The 19,774-nt window shown below is 42.8% G+C and carries 17 protein-coding genes; 7 read left to right on the top strand and 10 right to left on the bottom strand.

The genetic code is table 11. The features are described 5' to 3' along the window. Window positions 1-4: 4 nt before the first annotated feature. The 6 genes from I1A42_RS13950 (at window position 5) to I1A42_RS13975 (ending at window position 3,436) form a co-directional block, all read left to right on the top strand. Complete coding sequence (locus tag I1A42_RS13950) at window positions 5-874, top strand: prepilin peptidase (protein ID WP_196123854.1); 870 nt, start codon at window positions 5-7, stop codon at window positions 872-874. Between the two features lies 1 nt (window position 875). After that, window positions 876-1,484, top strand: coding sequence for a dephospho-CoA kinase (gene coaE / locus I1A42_RS13955; RefSeq protein ID WP_196123855.1), 609 nt, complete (start codon window positions 876-878; stop codon window positions 1,482-1,484). Window positions 1,485-1,515: 31 nt separating this feature from the next. Continuing rightward, window positions 1,516-2,256 (top strand): cell division protein ZapD, encoded by a 741-nt coding sequence (gene zapD, locus I1A42_RS13960; protein ID WP_196123856.1) that lies wholly within the window; start codon window positions 1,516-1,518, stop codon window positions 2,254-2,256. 34 nt (window positions 2,257-2,290) lie between these two features. Then, on the top strand, window positions 2,291-2,485 hold the full coding sequence (yacG, locus tag I1A42_RS13965) for a DNA gyrase inhibitor YacG (RefSeq protein ID WP_161153835.1): 195 nt from the start codon (window positions 2,291-2,293) through the stop codon (window positions 2,483-2,485). A gap of 124 nt (window positions 2,486-2,609) precedes the next feature. Next, on the top strand, window positions 2,610-3,233 hold the full coding sequence (locus tag I1A42_RS13970) for a sigma-70 family RNA polymerase sigma factor (protein WP_202436338.1): 624 nt from the start codon (window positions 2,610-2,612) through the stop codon (window positions 3,231-3,233). Further along, complete coding sequence (locus tag I1A42_RS13975) at window positions 3,233-3,436, top strand: zf-HC2 domain-containing protein (RefSeq protein ID WP_202436337.1); 204 nt, start codon at window positions 3,233-3,235, stop codon at window positions 3,434-3,436. The genes I1A42_RS13970 and I1A42_RS13975 overlap by 1 nt, the downstream gene beginning before the upstream one ends. A gap of 53 nt (window positions 3,437-3,489) precedes the next feature. Here the strand turns inward: I1A42_RS13975 and parC are convergent, their stop codons facing one another. From parC to nudF, 6 genes are all read right to left on the bottom strand, one after another. Next, window positions 3,490-5,754, bottom strand: a complete 2,265-nt coding sequence (parC, locus tag I1A42_RS13980; RefSeq protein WP_161153834.1) for a DNA topoisomerase IV subunit A — start codon at window positions 5,752-5,754, stop codon at window positions 3,490-3,492. 3 nt (window positions 5,755-5,757) lie between these two features. Beyond that, the gene (parE, locus tag I1A42_RS13985; protein WP_161153833.1) at window positions 5,758-7,644 is read right to left on the bottom strand and encodes a DNA topoisomerase IV subunit B; all 1,887 of its coding nucleotides are present in this window, start codon (window positions 7,642-7,644) and stop codon (window positions 5,758-5,760) included. A 229-nt stretch (window positions 7,645-7,873) separates the two neighbouring features. Further along, entirely contained in the window at window positions 7,874-8,458 is a 585-nt protein-coding gene (gene yqiA / locus I1A42_RS13990; protein WP_196123857.1) for an esterase YqiA, read from the bottom strand. Window positions 8,459-8,519: 61 nt separating this feature from the next. Beyond that, window positions 8,520-9,341: a 3',5'-cyclic-AMP phosphodiesterase gene (gene cpdA / locus I1A42_RS13995; RefSeq protein ID WP_161153831.1), complete on the bottom strand. Its 822-nt coding sequence runs from the start codon at window positions 9,339-9,341 to the stop codon at window positions 8,520-8,522. 20 nt (window positions 9,342-9,361) lie between these two features. Then, window positions 9,362-9,811 (bottom strand): DUF1249 family protein, encoded by a 450-nt coding sequence (locus I1A42_RS14000; RefSeq protein ID WP_161153830.1) that lies wholly within the window; start codon window positions 9,809-9,811, stop codon window positions 9,362-9,364. After that, window positions 9,799-10,428, bottom strand: coding sequence for an ADP-ribose diphosphatase (gene nudF / locus I1A42_RS14005; RefSeq protein ID WP_196123858.1), 630 nt, complete (start codon window positions 10,426-10,428; stop codon window positions 9,799-9,801). Before nudF ends, I1A42_RS14000 begins: the two co-directional genes overlap by 13 nt. Before the next feature lie 237 nt (window positions 10,429-10,665). On the opposite strand from nudF, the gene tolC reads away from it, so the two are divergent. Beyond that, entirely contained in the window at window positions 10,666-11,988 is a 1,323-nt protein-coding gene (gene tolC / locus I1A42_RS14010) for an outer membrane channel protein TolC (protein WP_161153828.1), read from the top strand. 83 nt (window positions 11,989-12,071) lie between these two features. Here tolC and hldE read toward each other — a convergent pair whose 3' ends face one another. The 4 genes from hldE to I1A42_RS14030 form a co-directional block, all read right to left on the bottom strand. Beyond that, complete coding sequence (gene hldE, locus I1A42_RS14015) at window positions 12,072-13,502, bottom strand: bifunctional D-glycero-beta-D-manno-heptose-7-phosphate kinase/D-glycero-beta-D-manno-heptose 1-phosphate adenylyltransferase HldE (protein ID WP_161153827.1); 1,431 nt, start codon at window positions 13,500-13,502, stop codon at window positions 12,072-12,074. A gap of 65 nt (window positions 13,503-13,567) precedes the next feature. After that, the gene (gene glnE, locus I1A42_RS14020; RefSeq protein WP_196123859.1) at window positions 13,568-16,414 is read right to left on the bottom strand and encodes a bifunctional [glutamate--ammonia ligase]-adenylyl-L-tyrosine phosphorylase/[glutamate--ammonia-ligase] adenylyltransferase; all 2,847 of its coding nucleotides are present in this window, start codon (window positions 16,412-16,414) and stop codon (window positions 13,568-13,570) included. 160 nt (window positions 16,415-16,574) lie between these two features. Further along, a complete protein-coding gene (locus I1A42_RS14025) occupies window positions 16,575-17,831 on the bottom strand; it encodes a methyl-accepting chemotaxis protein (protein ID WP_161153825.1) in 1,257 nt (418 codons plus the stop codon). A 391-nt stretch (window positions 17,832-18,222) separates the two neighbouring features. After that, a complete protein-coding gene (locus tag I1A42_RS14030) occupies window positions 18,223-19,740 on the bottom strand; it encodes a CYTH and CHAD domain-containing protein (protein ID WP_196123860.1) in 1,518 nt (505 codons plus the stop codon). Between the last annotated feature and the right edge of the window lie 34 nt (window positions 19,741-19,774).

Consider the following 19,774-nt stretch of genomic DNA (forward strand, 5'->3'; position numbering starts at 1 on the left):
TTTAATGGACATTTTTTATTATTATCCTTGGCTTTTTGTCTTCTTTGCCACTCTATTGGGGCTGATTATTGGCAGTTTTCTGAACGTCGTTATCTATCGGCTACCCGTGATTATGGAGCGAGAATGGCGCCAAGAATGTGCGGATAGCTTTCCCGAATACAAGATAGCACCACCGGAAGGACACTTAAGCCTAAGTACACCTCGTTCAACTTGCCCTCACTGTCATACTCAATTACGTATCATCGATAATATCCCAGTGATCAGCTGGTTATATCTACGCGGTAAGTGCCATCACTGCCATGCTCCAATTTCAATTCGCTACCCATGTGTCGAACTCCTTACGGCAGGGTTAAGCTATATAGTTGCAACACATTTTGGACCGACACCTTATAGTATTGGGCTGCTCTTTTTCACTTATGTACTTATCGCAGCCACGTTTATCGATCTCGATACTTTATTACTCCCCGATCAACTAACGATACCGCTGATGTGGGCTGGTCTTGTCTTCGCTCTACTTGGTTGGTCTTCTGTTTCATTACAAGATGCTGTCATCGGCGCTATTGCAGGATATCTTATTCTTTGGTCTTTGTTCTGGGGGTTTAAGTTACTTACCGGTAAAGAAGGAATGGGATACGGAGACTTTAAACTACTCGCTGCGTTAGGAGCCTGGTTGGGATGGCAACAGCTTCCGGTCATCGTATTACTGTCCTCGGTAGTTGGGGTGATATTTGGTGTCATACAACTGAGAATGCAACGTAAAGGATTAGATAAGGCCTTTCCTTTTGGCCCATACCTCGCGATAGCCGGATGGATCAGTGTATTATGGGGACAGGATATAATTGTTTGGTATTTGAGTTCATTTTTAGGTTGGTAATATGTCTTTTATCATTGGTTTGACTGGCGGTATTGCAAGTGGAAAAACAACCGTTGCCAACATTTTTCACCAACATTTTGCAATTGATATTGTTGATGCTGATATTGTAGCACGAGAAGTCGTTGCACCAGGTACGCCTGGCCTTAAAGCAATCGTCGACCATTTTGGTGAAGCAATTTTAACAGAGCAATACGAACTGAACCGGGCCAAATTGAGAGAAAAGATTTTTCTAAATACAGATGAAAAAGAATGGCTTAATAAGCTATTGCATCCCATGATTCGGCAACAAATGCTCGTTGAATTGGCTCAAGTTACCTCACCTTATGCGCTACTTGTTGTTCCGCTGTTGGTCGAAAATAACCTTGGTTCAATGGCCAATCGTATATTAGTGGTTGATGTTCCAGAAGCAGTTCAACTGCGACGAACCATGCAACGAGACAATGTCGATGAACATCAAGCTAGATCAATTCTCGCAGCGCAAGCGAGTCGAGATGAACGTTTAGCCTGCGCTGATGATGTAATAAACAATAATTTAGGAAACGATCAACTTTTGCCACAAATCACAGAATTGCACCAAAAGTACCTAGCACTTAGTAAGGTAAATCGGTGACAATAAGTCCAAAGACACAAAGGCTCGCTCGATGACAACACACAAGTTTGAACATCCACTGAATGAAAAAACACGTATCTATCTACGTGTAGAGGCTCTGCTTAATCAGATGCTTCAATCATCGCAATTTCGCGATGCCATTCAGCATCAGTTGTTCTTCCGTTCGCTGTTTGATTTACTCGAAATCTTTGAGCAAATTCAGTTAAAAAGTGAGCTAGCTAAAGACATTGAAAAACAACGTCAAACCTATCGTAGCTGGTTAAATGTTGAAGGTGTCGATCAAGATATGTTACTCACCCTACTTCAAGAGGTGGATGGAGTGCATCGTAGCTTGATGAATGCTGAACGCTTTGGTCAATCACTTAAAGATGACCGCTTTCTCAGTGCAATACGCCAACGTTTTAACCTGCCTGGAGGCTCATGCTGTTTCGACCTACCGGCACTGCACTACTGGCTGCATCTTTCTTTTGAACATAAAGTGAATGATGCTAGCGAGTGGATGAGTACATTAAAGCCTCTTTCTGACGCCTTACACTTATGGTTAAGACTGACCAGAGAAACGGGCAACTACCGCGACAAAATGGCTCAAGCTGGTTTTTATCAAGGTGACGCTGTAGACGCTAATATCATTCGATTATCTATTCCTATGGAATACGGTGTTTATCCAATGATTTCTGGTCACAAAAATCGCTTTGCCATAAAATTCATTGAATTTAAATCTGGCCAAGCTAGCACTCAAGATGTTGCTTTTCAGTTAGCGGTTTGCAGCTAAACCCACACTAAACAAGATTACACAGGAAATACCCATGTCAAAGAAACCAACCGTGGTGAAATGCCCACAATGTGGAACCGAGGTTGAATGGAGTGAAAAAAGTCCTTATCGACCATTCTGTAGCAAACAGTGCCAAATGATCGATTTTGGTGAATGGGCTGATGAACAAAAATCCATCCCAGGTGCACCAGATATGTCGGATTCAGAAGGCTGGACAGAAAATCAATAACAAGACACTTTCTGTATAACGCTCCCCCTTAGTGAGTATTTCACTTATTTATCATCTTAACTGTCACTAATCTTCCTCTGCTTTCGTCTAAACTCATAAAGACCTTAAGCAGAGGAAGATCATTTTGAACGCATCCGAGCCCTATTCAATTCATTCTACATCCGATCCTCTCAGCCACTTTGCTGGTGCCGAGTATGAACAGCTACGAGAACAAATGTTACGTTTTGCTATATTGCAAATCAAAGACACTCAATTAGCTGAAGATGCCGTTCAAGAAGCCATGTTTGCAGCATTTCAACATCGAGAAAAATTCTCACGTAAAGCAGCACTTAAAACTTGGGTATTTGCCATCTTAAAAAATAAGCTCATCGATATTTTACGTAAAGAAAGACGCTTTACCGCAGCTGAAGATCTCGCGGAAGGGAAAGGTCTCCATGGCGACGAGTTATTAGAAAAACTCTTTAGTGATAACGGTCATTGGCAAAAAGCAGAACGTCCGGTTCAATGGCAAGAACCTGAACAATATATGGAGAACGACCATTTTTGGCGTATATTCGATACTTGTTTGCGCATGATGCCTGAAAATTACAGTCGTCTCTTCATGATGCGAGAATTTCTAGAATTAGACAGTGACGAAATTTGCAGTAATGAGGCAATATCCGGCAATCATTTAAACGTCACCCTTTATCGAGCAAGAATTCGTTTACGAGAATGCTTAGAAATCCGTTGGTTTAGTAAGGAGTCATAATGATGATGAACTGTAAACAAGCGACCCGCTTACTATCGGAAAAACAAGACCGCCCTTTAACGACTAAGGAAAAGATCACATTGCATATGCATACAGCGATGTGTAAAGCCTGCCGGCGCTTTGGTCAACAAATGGTGCAAATTAGAATGATGTCTAAAAGCTACCTAGCCCCGACTGAAGATCGTAAGCAAAATAAAAAGTAACCAATAAAAAAGCGGAGCTTAATCGCTCCGCTTTAGTCTCAACAAAATAAGATTTACTCTTCTTCTGAGCTATTCGCAGTATTAATTTCCAGACTGGATACGCGCTGTAAACCACGAGGTAATAGTCCACCACGACGACCACGCTCTCCACGATAATTATCGAGATCAGCCGGTTTCAACCCGAGTTTACGTTTACCTGCATATAGGGTCACTGAAGCACCTTGCGGCAGAACGACAAGTTGGGAAACAACTTCTTCACGAGATTTTGCCTTCGCTGCAGGAATATTAATAATCTTATTCCCTTTACCCTTACTTAAATGCGGTAAATCTTTAATTGGGAACAGTAACATACGGCCTTGATCGGTAATCGCTAAGATTTCATCTTGATCGAGATCGTTAATCACCTGTGGTTCCATGATTTCAGCATTTTCAGGTAGATTCACTAGTGCCTTACCACTACGGTTTTTCGACAGTAGATCAGCCCCTTTACAGACAAAACCGTAACCAGCATCAGAACCTACTAACCATAATTGATTTTCTTCGCCCATAATCACTTGGCGAATAGAAGAACCTTCTGAAATATTTAGTCGACCGGTTATTGGCTCACCTTGCCCACGAGCAGATGGCAAGGTGTGAGATTCTAACGAATAACTACGTCCATCACTGCCTAAGAAAACAGCCGGCAAGTTACTCTTACCACAAGCGTGCGCTAAATACTTATCACCAGACTTATAGTTCATCGCCTCACAGTCAACCTCATGCCCTTTCGCATGACGAATCCAGCCTTTTTCAGACAATACAACGGTAATGGCTTCACTTGGCAATAAATCACGCTCTGTAAGCGCTTTTGCTTCTTCTCGTTCCACTAGTGGAGAACGGCGATCGTCGCCATATTTTTCGGCATCAGCTTTGATCTCTTTCTTGATCAAAGTGTTTAAACGACGCTCAGAACCTAGGATCTGCTCTAGTTTTTCACGTTCTTTCTCTAGTTCTTCTTGCTCAGCGCGAATTTTAAATTCTTCTAATTTCGCTAAGTGACGCAATTTCGTATCTAAAATGGCATCAGCCTGAATATCCGTAATGCCAAAACGAGCCATCAATACTGGCTTAGGCTCATCTTCACTACGGATGATCTCAATCACTTCATCAATATTTAAGTAAGCGACCAACAAACCTTCTAAGATATGCAGGCGAGCAAGTACTTTATCGAGACGATGCTGCAAACGAGAACGAACGGTCGTACGACGATATTCCAACCATTCAGTAAGAATTTGTACCATGCCTTTTACTTGAGGTCGGCCATCAAGACCAATCATATTCAAGTTAACACGATAGCTTTTTTCCAAATCAGTAGAGGCAAATAGGTGATTCATCACCACATCGCAGTTTACACGGTTTGATTTTGGCACTAACACAATGCGAGTAGGATTTTCATGATCGGATTCATCACGTAAATCATCAATCATCGGTAGCTTTTTCGCACGCATTTGATTAGCGATTTGCTCAATCAATTTTGAACCAGAAACTTGATGAGGTAATGCGGTGATTACAATATCTGACTCTTCTTTATGCCACACCGCGCGCATCTTAACGCTGCCACGACCGGTGGTATATATCTTATTCAAATCGCTTTTAGGTGAAATGATTTCGGCTTCAGTCGGGTAATCCGGACCTTGCACATATTCCATCAAATCACTTAATTCAGATTTAGGGTTATCCAAAAGATGAACTGCAGCATTTGCCACTTCACGCACATTGTGCGGCGGGATATCGGTCGCCATACCAACAGCGATACCAGTCACACCATTTAACAAAATATGCGGTAAGCGCGCTGGCAACATTTTTGGCTCTTTCATCGTGCCATCAAAGTTAGGCTGCCACTCGACTGTACCTTGACCTAACTCACCAAGTAATACTTCCGCAAACTTAGACAACTTAGCTTCGGTATAACGCATCGCCGCAAATGATTTAGGATCATCTGGAGCACCCCAGTTACCCTGACCATCCACTAATGGATAACGGTATGAGAATGGCTGAGCCATCAACACCATCGCTTCATAACACGCAGAGTCACCATGTGGGTGGTATTTACCCAACACGTCACCTACGGTACGAGCTGATTTCTTATATTTTGCCGCAGCTGATAAGCCCAGCTCCGACATTGCATAAATAATACGGCGTTGTACTGGTTTTAGTCCGTCACCAATGTAAGGCAATGCACGGTCCATAATGACGTACATTGAATAGTTTAAATAGGCGTCTTCAGTAAACCGACGTAGCGGTATCTGTTCAACGCCATCATAGTTAATCTCTGACATTCACTACACCTCTACTTCAGCTTGATCGCCATTTTTCTGTAGCCAGCTGCGACGATCATCGGCGCGCTTTTTACCTAACAGCATATCCATCATTTCTTTGGTTTCTTGAGCATCGTCGATGGTCAACTGCACCAGACGTCGCGTGTTGGGATCCATAGTGGTTTCACGAAGCTGAATTGGGTTCATTTCACCTAGACCTTTGAATCGCTGCACATTGATCTTGGCTTTTTTCTTACTCAAGCGCTCGATAATGCTCGCCTTTTCTTGTTCATCAAGTGCGTAATGAACTTCCTTACCACAGTCAATACGATATAGAGGAGGCATTGCCACATAAACGTGCCCCTCTGCGACTAAACCAGGGAAATGACGTGTAAACAGAGCACAAAGCAGAGTTGCAATGTGTAATCCATCCGAGTCCGCATCCGCGAGGATACAAACCTTACCGTAACGTAGTGTATCAAGATTGTCAGAGTCAGGATCAATGCCTAACGCCACAGAAATATCATGCACTTCTTGTGATGCCAGAACCTGATCGCCCGCGACTTCCCAAGTATTAAGAATCTTACCGCGTAGTGGCATGATGGCTTGAAACTCTCGATCGCGAGCCTGCTTAGCACTACCGCCCGCAGAGTCACCTTCCACTAAAAACAGTTCAGTACGGCTTAAGTCTTGTTGCGAACAATCGGTCAATTTACCAGGCAAAGCGGGTCCAGACGTCACTTTCTTGCGCACCACTTTTTTGCTCGCACGCATGCGCTTGTGAGCATTCGCGATACATACTTCAGCGAGGAGTTCTGCAAGCTGTGGCTTTTCGTTTAGCCATAAACTAAACGCGTCTTTCACCACTCCTGATACAAAACCAGACATTTGGCGAGAAGATAAACGCTCTTTGGTTTGACCGGCAAATTGAGGGTCTAACATTTTAACCGAAAGTACATAAGCACAGCGGTCAAACACATCCTCACCAGTCAGTTTCACACCACGTGGTAACAAGTTACGAAACTCACAAAACTCTCGCATTGCGTCTAACAAGCCTTGGCGTAACCCGTTAACATGCGTCCCGCCCAAGGCCGTTGGAATTAAGTTTACGTAGCTTTCAGTGATCAAATCACCACCTTCAGGCAACCAAATAAGTGCCCAATCAGCCGCTTCTGTTTCTGAAGAAAACTTACCGGTAAATGGCTCTTCAGGAAGAACAGGGAAACCTTTAACGCCTTCAGCCAAATAATCTTTTAAGCCATCTTGATAGCACCAATGGTGTTCTTTATCGTTCACTTTATCAGTAAACACCACTTCTAAGCCTGGACATAATACGGCTTTAGCGCGCAAGTTATTAATCAGCTTGCTAACAGAGAAATTCGGAGAATCAAAGTATTTGGCTTCTGGCCAGAAATGTACGCTAGTCCCTTTATTACGGCGCCCGCACGTACCAGTAACAGTAAGTTCTGACACTTTGCTACCATGCTCAAAAGCAATTTCATACACTTGTCCATCACGGCGAACGGTGACTTCAACGCGATCAGATAACGCGTTAACAACCGAAATACCTACCCCGTGAAGACCACCAGAGAATTGATAGTTTTTGTTAGAAAACTTACCGCCAGCATGCAACTTGCACATGATGAGTTCAACACCGGAGACTTTTTCTACCGGGTGAATATCTACAGGCATTCCCCGGCCATCATCAATTACTTCAAGGGATTGATCTGCATGGAGAATAACTTGAACCTTAGTTGCATACCCAGCCAACGCTTCATCGACACTGTTGTCGATGACTTCTTGCCCTAAGTGGTTAGGACGGTTGGTTTCCGTATACATCCCAGGTCTGCGACGTACTGGCTCTAAACCATTAAGAACCTCAATGGCTCCAGCATTATATTGTTCTGTCATAATACGGAATGCTTTTATCGATAAATTATGTATAACTTCACAGCTACCCTAAACATTGAGCTGACACAAAATCACAACGAGTTTGATTGATGAAAAACATCTATATGTGCCTTCTTGTTCAGGGAAACGATGAAAGTCTAAGGGGGACATAGTCTGGATAAGACCATATGTTGTCAAGCGTCATCAATCAGCAACGATTAAATTTTATGACGTTTCCCGCATTGAAAACTCAAAGATTTAAGAAGTGGATGATTTTTTCGGGGTAGCGCTCAAAATCAATAAAGCTATGATCACCACCTTGCTCAATAGTTTGAACTGCATCACTGTACTTGTCCACTGCTTGCTGAAAATCTAGCACCTCGTCGCCCGTTTGCATCATTAACCAAACAGATTTTGGATGAGTTAATGTTGGACAATCCAACGCTTTTAATTCAGCAATATGTGACTTATCTAAAACATACTGTTCATGAGTATAGGGATTGGTTTGCGGTCCGAGATAATCAACCAATAATTCATAAGGTCTTACCGCTGGATTCACTAAAACAGCGGGTAAGCCATACTCTTGATGTAACCACGCTGAAAAATACCCGCCTAACGAACTGCCAATAATTCCAACATTATGTGTGGACAATAGAGGTTCAACAATTTGACGCAAGTATTCAGCGGCTTGCAATGGGAATGACGGTAATTTAGGCACGATAACTTGGATATCTGGTCGGTACTGAGCACAGTATTGCGCCATTACCTGAGCTTTGTGGGACAACGGTGAACTGTTAAAACCATGGATATAAATCAGAACAGAGGGTTGAGACATAAATACTTAATCTCCCAAAAAGCTCATTCACTTTTGATAAAGTAAGAAAGTAAAAAAACGGTCAATAGCCGTTAGCATTATAATCAGGTAAATACATACTGTTAGCTAATCGTTTCACTTTTGTCGTGATGGAGCCATCGGCCATTAACTCTAACTCTCGCCAACCAGGAGAACGTTTATCAACCGAAAATTCATTCGACTTAGGTTTGAATTGCACGCACGTAGAGGGCGTAGCTAACACTCTCACCCCTTGGTGAATTAAGTCTAACTCTTGATGAATATGACCACAAAGCACGGCTTTAACATTAGTATGGCGACTGACCACAGACCAAAAAGCCTCACTAGCTTTCAAGGTGTGTTGATCCAACCATTCGCTATCCACAAGAACGGGGTGGTGATGCAAAACAACCAACGACCAACGCTCGGGATACTGGCTGAGTGCTTTTTCAAGTAACTCTAGTTGCTGATCGTTCAAATACCCATGGGGGACACCGGAAACCTGAGAATCGAGCATGATGACTTGCCAATGCTTACCAAGCAAGATTTGTACTTCATCATGAATTTGGGGAGAAGGTAACACCCCCCCCATATTCGGCTTGAAATCGTGGTTGCCAGGTAACCAAAAGCACGGTTTACTTAAACAAGATATTCCCTCGGCAAAACGCTGATAAGATTCTAAGCTATGATCTTGCGAGATATCTCCCGTAGCCAAAATAGCGTCATACTCTACTTTGTTGTGCTGAATTTCATTCACAACAGCGGTAAAGCTATCAGCCGTATTCACACCTAATAATCCACCATCATCAGGCGCAAATAAATGCGTATCAGTAATCTGCAATAGCTTGACGCTATCTAAATTCTCTAAACCGGACGACACGTTCAAAATCGATAAACCTAAAGTAATTATTGAGGACTGATATTAATAGGAGCTCGGCTGATGCCATGTCTTAGGCAAAAAGATAGCCAGTCTCCTAAAAATCGATTTACTTGAGCTTTCTCGTCTTTCTGTACCATTTTATCGTTAGGATAACAGTAGCGAGGCTCAACTCGAGTGAGTTGATCAGTCGAAAACACTTCTGCTACTCGTGCATCGTGATATAGCCTGACAGACATCGTTGGTAAAGGAAACACTGCAATCTCATCACTTTGACAAATGTCGACTAATGTCGTGTATTTCGTGACTTCAGACACTTCCAATTGATATGTCATGTGCGCCGCTTGATAACAACGAACCTCACCCACCTCAGGTTTATGAGGCAAGAGAGCATTAAGCTTAGCGTAATTCGTTTCATAAACGCGCATCAGCTCTTTCAAGTCAACATGATAAGAATTGTGAAAAGTTATTTTTGCCATTGCTTTCGTAAAGTTTCATAGTTCAGTTGTAACCATTGCAACGCAATAATAGATGCCCCATTTTCAATACGGCCTTCTCGCACTAGCTGATAGGCTTGTTCGCGATTTATTACATGCACTTTAATATCCTCTCCTTCATAGTCTAAACCATGAATGCCTTTTGCAAGAGATGCATCCACTTCACCGACATAAACTTCGAGTTTTTCATTACAACCGCCCGAAGAAGGATAATACGCAGTAATACGCTCAACGTTACCAATAGTAATGCCCGCTTCTTCTTGGGCTTCACGGCGAACAATCTCTTCAGGCTCTTCATCACGATCCAAAATACCAGCAACAATTTCTAATTGCCACGGATGAGCATGCTCAAGTGCTCCAACCCGAATCTGTTCAATAATCACGACAGAATCGGTCACTGGGTCATAAGGTAGTACCGCTGCGGCAATACCACGAACAAACATTTCTCGTTCAATAGGTTGGCTCCAGCCACCTTCAAACAAGCGATGCTTAAAACGGTATTTCACCATACGGAAAAATCCCTGAAACAGAGTCTCTTTAGACAAGATTTCGAGATCTTGAGACGAAAATTTCTCTCCGATTGGCTGATTGTCTTGCATTGGTATCCCCCTTCAGTGAATCATATAGTTTACTCATGGAACTAAGGTTGAACCAAGGACATGGCTCAACTTTTTATACAATTTTTAAATTTTTATTTAGAAAATTCATACTAAGTACATCTATGCAACATAGTGTAAACAGAAAAAATCTGGAAACTTTAGCATCAATTAAACCTAATTTACGATAAACTCACTTCAACAAAGAACTTAAAATTTTTTAATGGCGGAATAGGACCAATGAAGAAACTGCTACCTATTTTTTTTATTAGTGCAGCATTCGGAAGCCTAAGTGCTTCTGCTTGGGCGGACAACCTGGCCCAAATTTATGAACTCGCGAAAAAGAATGATCCTCAGTTACTCGGTATTGAAGCTGTTCGCGATAACGCCTTTGAAGCAGTGAACTCAAGCCGCAGCTCGCTCTTACCACAAATCAACTTAACTGCTGGTTACAAAATCAACGAGAGTGATGAAAGCATTCGTAATAGCAAAGCATACAGTGCTGGTATTAACTTTACTCAAGAGCTTTATCAGCGCTCAAGCTGGCTATCGCTAGGTACAGCAGAGAAAAAAGCACGCCAAGCCGATGCAAGATACGCGGCAGCGCAACAAAACTTAATCATGCGAGTTTCAAATGCATATTTCGAAGTATTAAGAGCGAAAGATAATCTGGCCTTCGTTCAATCCGAAAAAAATGCGGTGGGTCGCCAGCTTGATCAAACCAAACAGCGTTTCGAAGTAGGTTTGTCTGCTATCACGGATGTGCACGATGCTCAAGCTCAGTACGATGCCGTTTTAGCCGATGAAATTTTGGCGAAAAACAAGCTGACCAACAGCTATGAATCACTACGCGAAATCACAGGTGAAGAGCCAACTCACCTAAGCGTCCTTGATACAGAACGCTTTTCAACATCTCGCACAGAAGAAACGGTTCACCAACTGCTAGAACAAGCAGAGAAGAAAAACCTAACACTGCTTGCTAGCCGCATTGGTAAAGATATCGCTAAGGATCAAATTGCTTTAGCAAAATCGAAAAACTTACCTTCTTTAACACTCGATGGCGGCTACAACTACAATAGCGAACAAGACTCTGATTACGCTTACTACGATACATACGCAGGTCATGACACAAAAGATCTGAGTGTAGGCATTAATCTATCTGTACCACTTTATACTGGTGGTAATCTTACATCACTGAGTAAACAAGCTGAGTTTTCTTTCGTCAAAGCAAGCCAAGATCTTGAAGCTCAATACCGTAGTGTGATTAAAGATGTTCGCGCATATAATAACAACATCAGTGCTTCTGTCGGTGCAGTTAAAGCGTACCAACAAGCATTGGTTTCTGCGAAATCAGCATTAAAAGCGACCCAAGCAGGGTTTGAGGTCGGTACACGTACTATTGTGGATGTTTTAGACGCCACTCGTCGCCTGTACGACGCCAACAAAAACCTTGCCGATGCACGCTATGACTACATTCTAAGCGTTCTGCAATTGCACCAAGCGACAGGGACTCTAAGTGAGCAAGATGTATTAGACATCAATGCGGGACTGAAGAAATCTTAGTGCCGTAGCGCCACAGTATATAGCGCAATAAAAAACGCCAGCAATTTCGAATTGCTGGCGTTTTTGTGTTCTCTTGGCAAGGATTACCCTTTACCACCTTTAATCGCTTCAATGATTTCTGTCGTTGAGCAACCATCTTCAAAATTTAAGATGCGTACTTCACCACCAGCAGCAATCACTTCTTTACCACCGGCCACTTCTTCTGGTTTGTAATCGCCACCTTTAACTAACAGTGTTGGCAAAACTTCGGAAATAAGACGTTGTGGTGTTTCTTCACTAAATGGAACAACCCAATCAACAGCCCCTAATCCAGCCAGAACAGCCATGCGTCGCTCAGTGGAGTTAACAGGGCGACCAGGACCTTTCAGTTTTTTAACGGATTCATCGGTATTAACAGCGACAATCAGGCGATCACCTAGCTCTGCGGCATTGTTCAAATAGGAAACATGACCGGCATGGAGAATATCAAAGCAGCCATTCGTCATCACAACCTTTTCACCACGCGCACGAGCACGCTTAACCGCTTCAATCAATTTTGCTTCGTTAACGATACCAAAATCAGAATCTTTACTGCCATGAACGGCTTCGGCTAACTCGATAGTCGATACGGTTGATGTACCCAATTTGCCGACGACCACACCTGCAGCGGCATTAGCTAAGGCACAAGCTTCATCCATTGGCTTACCCGCAGCAACGGAAGAAGCTAATACAGAAATCACCGTATCACCCGCACCTGTTACATCATAAACTTCTTTCGCTTGAGTTGGCAGATGGAACGGTTCTTGGTCACGACGTAATAATGTCATACCGTGTTCACTACGTGTGACAAGGAGAGCTTCGAAATCAAACTGTTCAATTAACGCGCGACCTTTTTCCACCAAGTCTTCATCAGAAGTGACTTTACCAACCACTTGCTCAAATTCAGACATATTTGGCGTTAAGATCGTTGCACCACGATAACGTTCAAAATCCGCACCTTTCGGATCAATAAACACAGGTACACCAGCGGCACGTGCCTTTTGGATGTATTGCTGAACATGCTCTAGTGCCCCTTTCGCATAATCGGAAAGAATGACAGCTTTCACGTTAGGCAGAGCTTGGTCCATTTTAGTCAACACTAACGCTGGATCAGTATTTTCAAATTTGTCTTCAAAATCCAAACGAATCAATTGCTGACCACGACTAAGAATGCGTAATTTGGTAATTGTTGGATAGTCATCTAATGCAACAAAATCACACATCACATTCAGCGAGGATAATTTATCGGTTAACACTTGAGCAGGTTCATCTTTACCTGTTAAACCAACAATACGAGCCTTACCGCCTAGAGAGGCGATATTCATCGCTACGTTTGCAGCGCCGCCAGGACGCTCTTCGTTCTGCTCAACTTTGACAACTGGCACAGGAGCTTCTGGTGAGATACGTCCAGTTGGTCCATACCAGTATCGATCAAGCATGACATCACCAATGATCAGTACCCCAGCATCACTGTAGTCAGGTAGGATTGGCTTCATTATGGATCTCCAAAATTCAATATGCGGCGCAGTTTACCATAGCCTTAGCTATGACTAAAACAGGCTCAACCTAACCATTGTTGCCAAACTTGCTCTACTCGCTGACGCTGCTCAACAAATTTATCATCAGAGACATCCGCAGACTGATTCAGTAAGTTACGGCGATGAATCTGGTTTCTCATTGAGGTATAAGCATCTGTCAGCGCTAACGCCTGTTCTTCACTCAACACTTTCTGTTCAGCCAGTGATTCAAAAATTCTCACGTTATCTGACCAGGTTGTCAGTTTTGGATATTCATAACTAAAGCGCAGTACCAAATATTGTGCTAAAAATTCGATATCAGTAATACCGCCGACATCTTGCTTCAGCATAAATCTTCCCGATTTCTTAGACGATAAGTGCTCGCGCATTTTATTTCGCATCGTTATAACGTCTTGGCGTAATGCTTCGTCGTTCCTCTCTAGAGTCAAGATGGTGTGGCGCGTTGACTCAAATGCGGCTGCCAATTCGGTATCACCAAAGATCATTCTCGCTCTAACTAGAGCTTGATGCTCCCAAGTCCAAGCTTCTTGTGCTTGATACTCAGCAAACGCCTCAACAGGACTCACTAATAAACCTGAAACGCCAGAAGGACGCAACCGAGTATCTACCTCATATAAAATGCCAGAAGCAGTACGCGTTGAAAAAATATGGATAATTCGCTGTGCTAAACGCAAATAGAATTGGCGACCATCGATCTCCTTTTTCCCATCGGTATAAGCAGTAACAGGACAATCATGTAAAAATACGATGTCCAGATCAGAGTTATAACCTAACTCCCAACCACCTACTTTGCCATAACCGATCACAGCAAAACCAAGCCCATTACGCTCTGAAAGATGATTAGGTTCGCCATATTTTTCTTTCATTTGCAGCCAAGCTTGATGCACAACGGCTTCAACTATAGCTTCAGCCAGATAGGTTAAATGGTCGCTTACCTTCATCACGGGCAACACGCCTGCGATATCTGCTGCCGCTATTTTTAAAAGACAAATTTGCTTAAATTGACGCAGCCCTTCCATCTGCTGTTCCATATCATCTTCTGGAATTCGAGCGAGAAAATCACGTAATTCATGACGATATTCACTAGGTTCAATTGGGTTGTATAGCTGTTGAGGATCAATCAGTTCATCAAGCAAAATAGGGTAACGAGATAATTGCTCAGAAATCATTGGGCTCGCGGTACATAACTTCACTAATTGCGTCAGTGCCGCAGGGTGTTCATCAAGCAGCTCTAAATAAGTTGTTCGAGTCACCACACTATTTAATAAAGCAAGCACTCGTGTAAAACCAAATTGAGCATCAGGATGAGCGAAAATCGCTTGGAACACTTTCGGCATCAAGTGACTTAAGACTTCTCTTCCTCTTAACCCAAGGGTCTTTTTCGCAAGATCATGTTTAAATTGTTTTAGCGCTGCAATCAGTGATTCACTATCGTCCATGTGTAAATCGCTTTCTAAGATCTGTTGCACCACTTCACTTTGATGGGACATATCCCACAGCTCTTGAAAATATTCAGGAACACTTGGTACAGACTCTTCCTCTTCTTCCCCAATCACATTAACGAAGACTAAGTGCACGAGTGCCATATGTTGCTGAATGAGCCCCATCACTTCATCCCAATCAGTACAAGCAAGAGCGTAAGCTAAACGCTGCTGATCAAGTTCTTGATCCGGTAAAGTTTGAGTTTGTTGATCATGGAGAGCTTGCAGTAAATTTTCCACTCGGCGTAAAAACAGATAGGCCGATCGTAGTGAACGAATATCCGCCTTATCTAACAATTCTAATGATTCAATGCCGTCTAGAGTCGTCAATAAGCCTCTATGACGTAATGAAGGTTCCCTACCGCCACGAATTAACTGAAACGTTTGAACAATAAACTCGATTTCCCGAATGCCTCCCGCGCCCAATTTAATATTATTGGTTAGCCCCCGACGACGAACTTCACTACGGATCATCGCTTTCATCCGACGTAACGATTGGATTGCACTAAAGTCGATGTAACGACGAAACACAAAAGGTCGAAGCATTTGCCGCAATTCTTGATATTGCGGATACATTTCTCTTCCCATGACACGGGCTTTTACCATCGCGTAGCGTTCCCAATCTCGTCCTTGTTCTTGATAATAATCCTCCAGCGCAGCATAGCTCATGACTAACGGGCCACTCTCACCAAATGGTCGTAGGCGCATATCAACTCGATAACAAAACCCATCGACCGTTTGCTGATCGAGCATTTTTATTAAATGCTGTCCTAAACGAGTAAAAAATTGAGCATTGGAAATAGCTCGGCGAGCACCGACCGTCTCTCCGTTCTCTGGGTAGGTAAAAATGAGGTCAATATCGGAAGAAAAGTTCAATTCTCCGCCCCCGAGTTTTCCCATGCCAATAATCAACATTGGCTGAGGGTCCCCTTGCGCGTTTACTGGTGTTCCCCAATCGTGGCAACAACGCTGATAAAGCCACTGATAACTTTCAAAGATAAGAGCTTCTGCCAATTCCGATAAATGATGTAAGCTCTCTTCCACATTCCACTTAGATAGAAAATCCCGCCACGCAATCACTACCATTTCCTGATTACGAAAACGGCGTAAACAGCGCATCGCATTCGCTTCATCCTTACATTCAGCCAACAATACGGCCAAATCTTTACGATAGTCAGCCGCTCTATCGCCAGTAGTAAGCAACTCAGGTAATTGTCGTAATACGCCTTCATCACGAACTAACACTTCTCCGACAAATGGGCACAAGGCAAGTACAGATTCTAGCTCGCCTAACAACGAAGAGGACCATGATGAAGAAGTACTAACAACCGAAGATAATTGAGCAAACACAGCATTGCTGGAAGATTGTAAAGGAGCAGGTAATGACATGATAAATCCTTGTCGAGTCATAGATGCGATGTTAAAGAGTATACCTAAAGATCCCTTCAAGTACCTGATTGAACATCTCTATTTATCGAGGGGGAATGTTCCAAGCACAAAAAAGCGCTGGACCCAGCCAGCGCTTTTCAATCATCTTGTGCTGCAACCATTAAACATTGAACGATGTAATTTTCTTATCTAATTCTTCAGCGTTATTTTGCATGATTTGCGATGTTTCCAAGAGTTCCCCTACGACAGTAACTGATGCATTCACCAGCTCACGTACATTAGTCAGGTTCTGATTCATCTCTTCTGCCACTGCACTTTGTTGACTAGCCGCAGACGCTATCTGGAAGTTCATGTCATTAATCTGCTGCACTTGGTCGACAATACCATCTAGCTCATTACCCGCATTCGTCACCAACTCGACTCCATCAGCCGCTTCAACAACGCTTTTCTCCATCAATTCAACAGCAGAATTAGCGCTACCTTGCAACTGAGCAATCATATCTTGGATATCAACTGTCGCGGTTTGTGTACGTTGAGCTAAGTTACGCACTTCATCAGCAACCACAGCAAACCCCCGACCAGTATCACCGGCACGAGCCGCTTCAATTGCCGCGTTCAATGCTAGTAAGTTAGTTTGTTCAGAAATGCCTTGAATCGTACTAATCACTGTTTCAATCGCAACAACTCGCTCTTCAACTTCGCTGACGGCGCCAGCAGACTGAGAAATATCTTTCGACAATTCACTCATCTTACGTACGGTATCTTTTACAAATTCTCGACCAGCCGAAGCTTGTTGTGACGCGTTCTCAGTCAAACATGATGCATTTTGTGCATGCTCAGCAACGGTTTGAACCGTTGAGGACATTTCACTCATCGCTGATGCCAGTTGATCAATCTCATCAAACTCTTCCATCGCAGAATCTTTCGTTTCAGACATGCTTAACGCCATTACTTCCGTTAAAGATGTTAACTCCTGGGAAGCTTCGATTTGCGTTTTTATTAAGTCATTTAACTGAACACGAGCTTTTTCTAGTTCGCGGGCTACATCACCATATTCATCTTTACAATCCATTCCAATGGTTTGTGACAAATCTCGATTCGAGATCTGTTTAATCGCATGGGTAAGGTAGTGAGTTTGACGCAGCATAACGCGGGCAGCAAAGAGTAACAACACGACAAAAATCACAATCATCAGGCAAGTTTGCCAAGCAACTTGGACCAAGTATTCTTCATAGTGTTGCTCGGCAACAGTGGTGTTTTGGGTTGCAGCTAACAATGCTTGATAAAAGGTATGCGCGTCCCACAACTGCTTAGCAATAATCAAGATGGTACTAAAGACCATCAGCATAATCATACGAGGAACTAGACGAACGTCAGTAATTACTCGCTCCCATGGCTTAAAGGCCATTGTTGCCATTGGTACTCTCCCAGAAGTTGTAATTTTTTATTAGGTGTAGCAAGACACGACAAACACGGTGGTTACAAAAGCAATCGTAACGAGATTGTGTTTATGGGGTCTGAAAGGTTTAGATCTATATTCTTAATAGCGCAGAAACGCCTGCAAAAAGTCTTAAATCTATAACATTGCCATGGTAACAAACCTGTTACCAAAATGATGAGATTAATCTACGTTAATAGTGAGGGAATTATCTGAAATGTGATCCTTGACTTATCTTAAATTTGAGAATCATTATTTGGGCACGATTGATACTGCACACTTGTATAAAATGTGATATCAATCCAATATAAAATGAAATAAATAAGGAGTCGACAAGACTCCTTATTTTACAAATCAATAACCTAGATAACTAGTCTCGCCAATATGGTTCAGCATCAAAACCAATTAATCGAGTCTGCTCCATCGCATGAAGAATGGAATTCTCTTGACGAATCAGCCAGCGCTCAAGCTGCTCTTTTTCGTCACCTTCCAGTTTAAATACTAAGTTTTCTAACGGTTTTAACATCAATAGATCATCAATACCATGTAACAAATCAGCCCATGGTAAGCGGAACGATTGACAATCATCCTGCTGATACAAAGTGGCAAAACAGATCCCAGTGTACAAATTCCGCATTAGTCGATACTGCTGATCAATATACTCTTGACCTGTTAATACTTTTTCTGGAGGAAACACTTCTAACAACTCAGCCCAAGACCGATCCAGTTGTTTAATAGCAAAATCACGAATACCAAAAGCCATTTTCTCGCGTGCTTTATCATCTAAAAATGGCTGCCAGCCACGCGTTAAAATCCAACGGCTTAAATCGAGCAACAACGCCGTATAACGTGCGGAATGGATCAAACGAATCATCTCGTTGCGATCAGGTAATGAATCCTGAACGTCTTTTAGCTCAGAGACTAAAAATTTACGTGCGTCTAACTTACGTAAAGCATAGCCTTTATCATCGAGCAAATCTTCTAGGTAGTCCTGATCTCTTAACCACTGTAATTCATCTTCAAGCCATTTCAGCTCTTGGCGTAAAATAGCACTCGCACGGCGCGGAAGAATCCCGTTGTAAACAGTTAAAATCTGACGAATAAAGCAAACGGCACTACGAATTTCATTGAGTGCTGGTATCGACTCTTGCTCAATGTATATTTGCTCATGACGATGCCAGTGTGACAAGGCATGCTCTAGACATTTCACCAAGCATGTTTCAACGGTATCGGAATAACTGATATCCACGAGGTCTAGCTTAGCAACCTGATCACCTTGATACCCCTGAGCCAAACGATAACCACGAGCGGCCTTACTTAAGTTGCCTAAGCGCATACCACCTTGATCACTCAGTTGACGAGCTAGGGTAAACAGGGCTTCTGTTTGGCCCGATTTGAGCTCCAATTCTACTTCGCATATGGGATCTTCTAACTCTCCAGATTTGACTATCCCGACATCGAAAGCCACTTCGATTTGACTGCCATCAGGCATCGCAATTAACCATGTTTCACGGTTAAAATCGGTTTCGAACAATGGGACTAATTCTTGTTGAAGCTCGAAAGCTGGCTTGCCTTCGGGCCAAATTTCTTCAGGATGAAGCGTTAAATCAGGTTGATTACTGTGATGCTCAGCATTGTATTCCGGTCTTGAATGCAACCCAGCAACTACGCGACCCGAGGTTTTTACGGTTTGAACATAAACATCATCAAAGCGGCGAATACGTAAGCCAATATCATGCTTACGTAACCAGTTATCGGCGGTGTCAAAATAAGTATTCCCTAATTCACGACAACTGTGCTGAAGCACTTTAGTTTCAGCAATTTTTTTCAGCAAAACCTCTGAAAATTCAGGAGAAACAAAAAACTTCAGTTCTATCTCGGTTTCCATAATTATACCTTTCGAAGTAGATGACCACAGGATA

It is taken from the genome of Vibrio nitrifigilis, assembly GCF_015686695.1.
Lineage (GTDB): Bacteria > Pseudomonadota > Gammaproteobacteria > Enterobacterales > Vibrionaceae > Vibrio > Vibrio nitrifigilis.

Coding starts and splice junctions, on each gene's coding strand:
- nudF (WP_196123858.1), bottom strand. CDS start 10,428: ATGCAAGACAATCAGCCAATCGGAGAGAAATTTTCGTCTCAAGATCTC.
- parC (WP_161153834.1), bottom strand. CDS start 5,754: ATGTCAGAGATTAACTATGATGGCGTTGAACAGATACCGCTACGTCGG.
- glnE (WP_196123859.1), bottom strand. CDS start 16,414: ATGTCATTACCTGCTCCTTTACAATCTTCCAGCAATGCTGTGTTTGCT.
- zapD (WP_196123856.1), top strand. CDS start 1,516: ATGACAACACACAAGTTTGAACATCCACTGAATGAAAAAACACGTATC.
- coaE (WP_196123855.1), top strand. CDS start 876: ATGTCTTTTATCATTGGTTTGACTGGCGGTATTGCAAGTGGAAAAACA.
- I1A42_RS13950 (WP_196123854.1), top strand. CDS start 5: ATGGACATTTTTTATTATTATCCTTGGCTTTTTGTCTTCTTTGCCACT.
- parE (WP_161153833.1), bottom strand. CDS start 7,644: ATGACAGAACAATATAATGCTGGAGCCATTGAGGTTCTTAATGGTTTA.
- hldE (WP_161153827.1), bottom strand. CDS start 13,502: ATGAAGCCAATCCTACCTGACTACAGTGATGCTGGGGTACTGATCATT.
- yqiA (WP_196123857.1), bottom strand. CDS start 8,458: ATGTCTCAACCCTCTGTTCTGATTTATATCCATGGTTTTAACAGTTCA.
- yacG (WP_161153835.1), top strand. CDS start 2,291: ATGTCAAAGAAACCAACCGTGGTGAAATGCCCACAATGTGGAACCGAG.
- I1A42_RS14000 (WP_161153830.1), bottom strand. CDS start 9,811: ATGGCAAAAATAACTTTTCACAATTCTTATCATGTTGACTTGAAAGAG.
- tolC (WP_161153828.1), top strand. CDS start 10,666: ATGAAGAAACTGCTACCTATTTTTTTTATTAGTGCAGCATTCGGAAGC.
- I1A42_RS13975 (WP_202436337.1), top strand. CDS start 3,233: ATGATGATGAACTGTAAACAAGCGACCCGCTTACTATCGGAAAAACAA.
- I1A42_RS14030 (WP_196123860.1), bottom strand. CDS start 19,740: ATGGAAACCGAGATAGAACTGAAGTTTTTTGTTTCTCCTGAATTTTCA.
- I1A42_RS14025 (WP_161153825.1), bottom strand. CDS start 17,831: ATGGCAACAATGGCCTTTAAGCCATGGGAGCGAGTAATTACTGACGTT.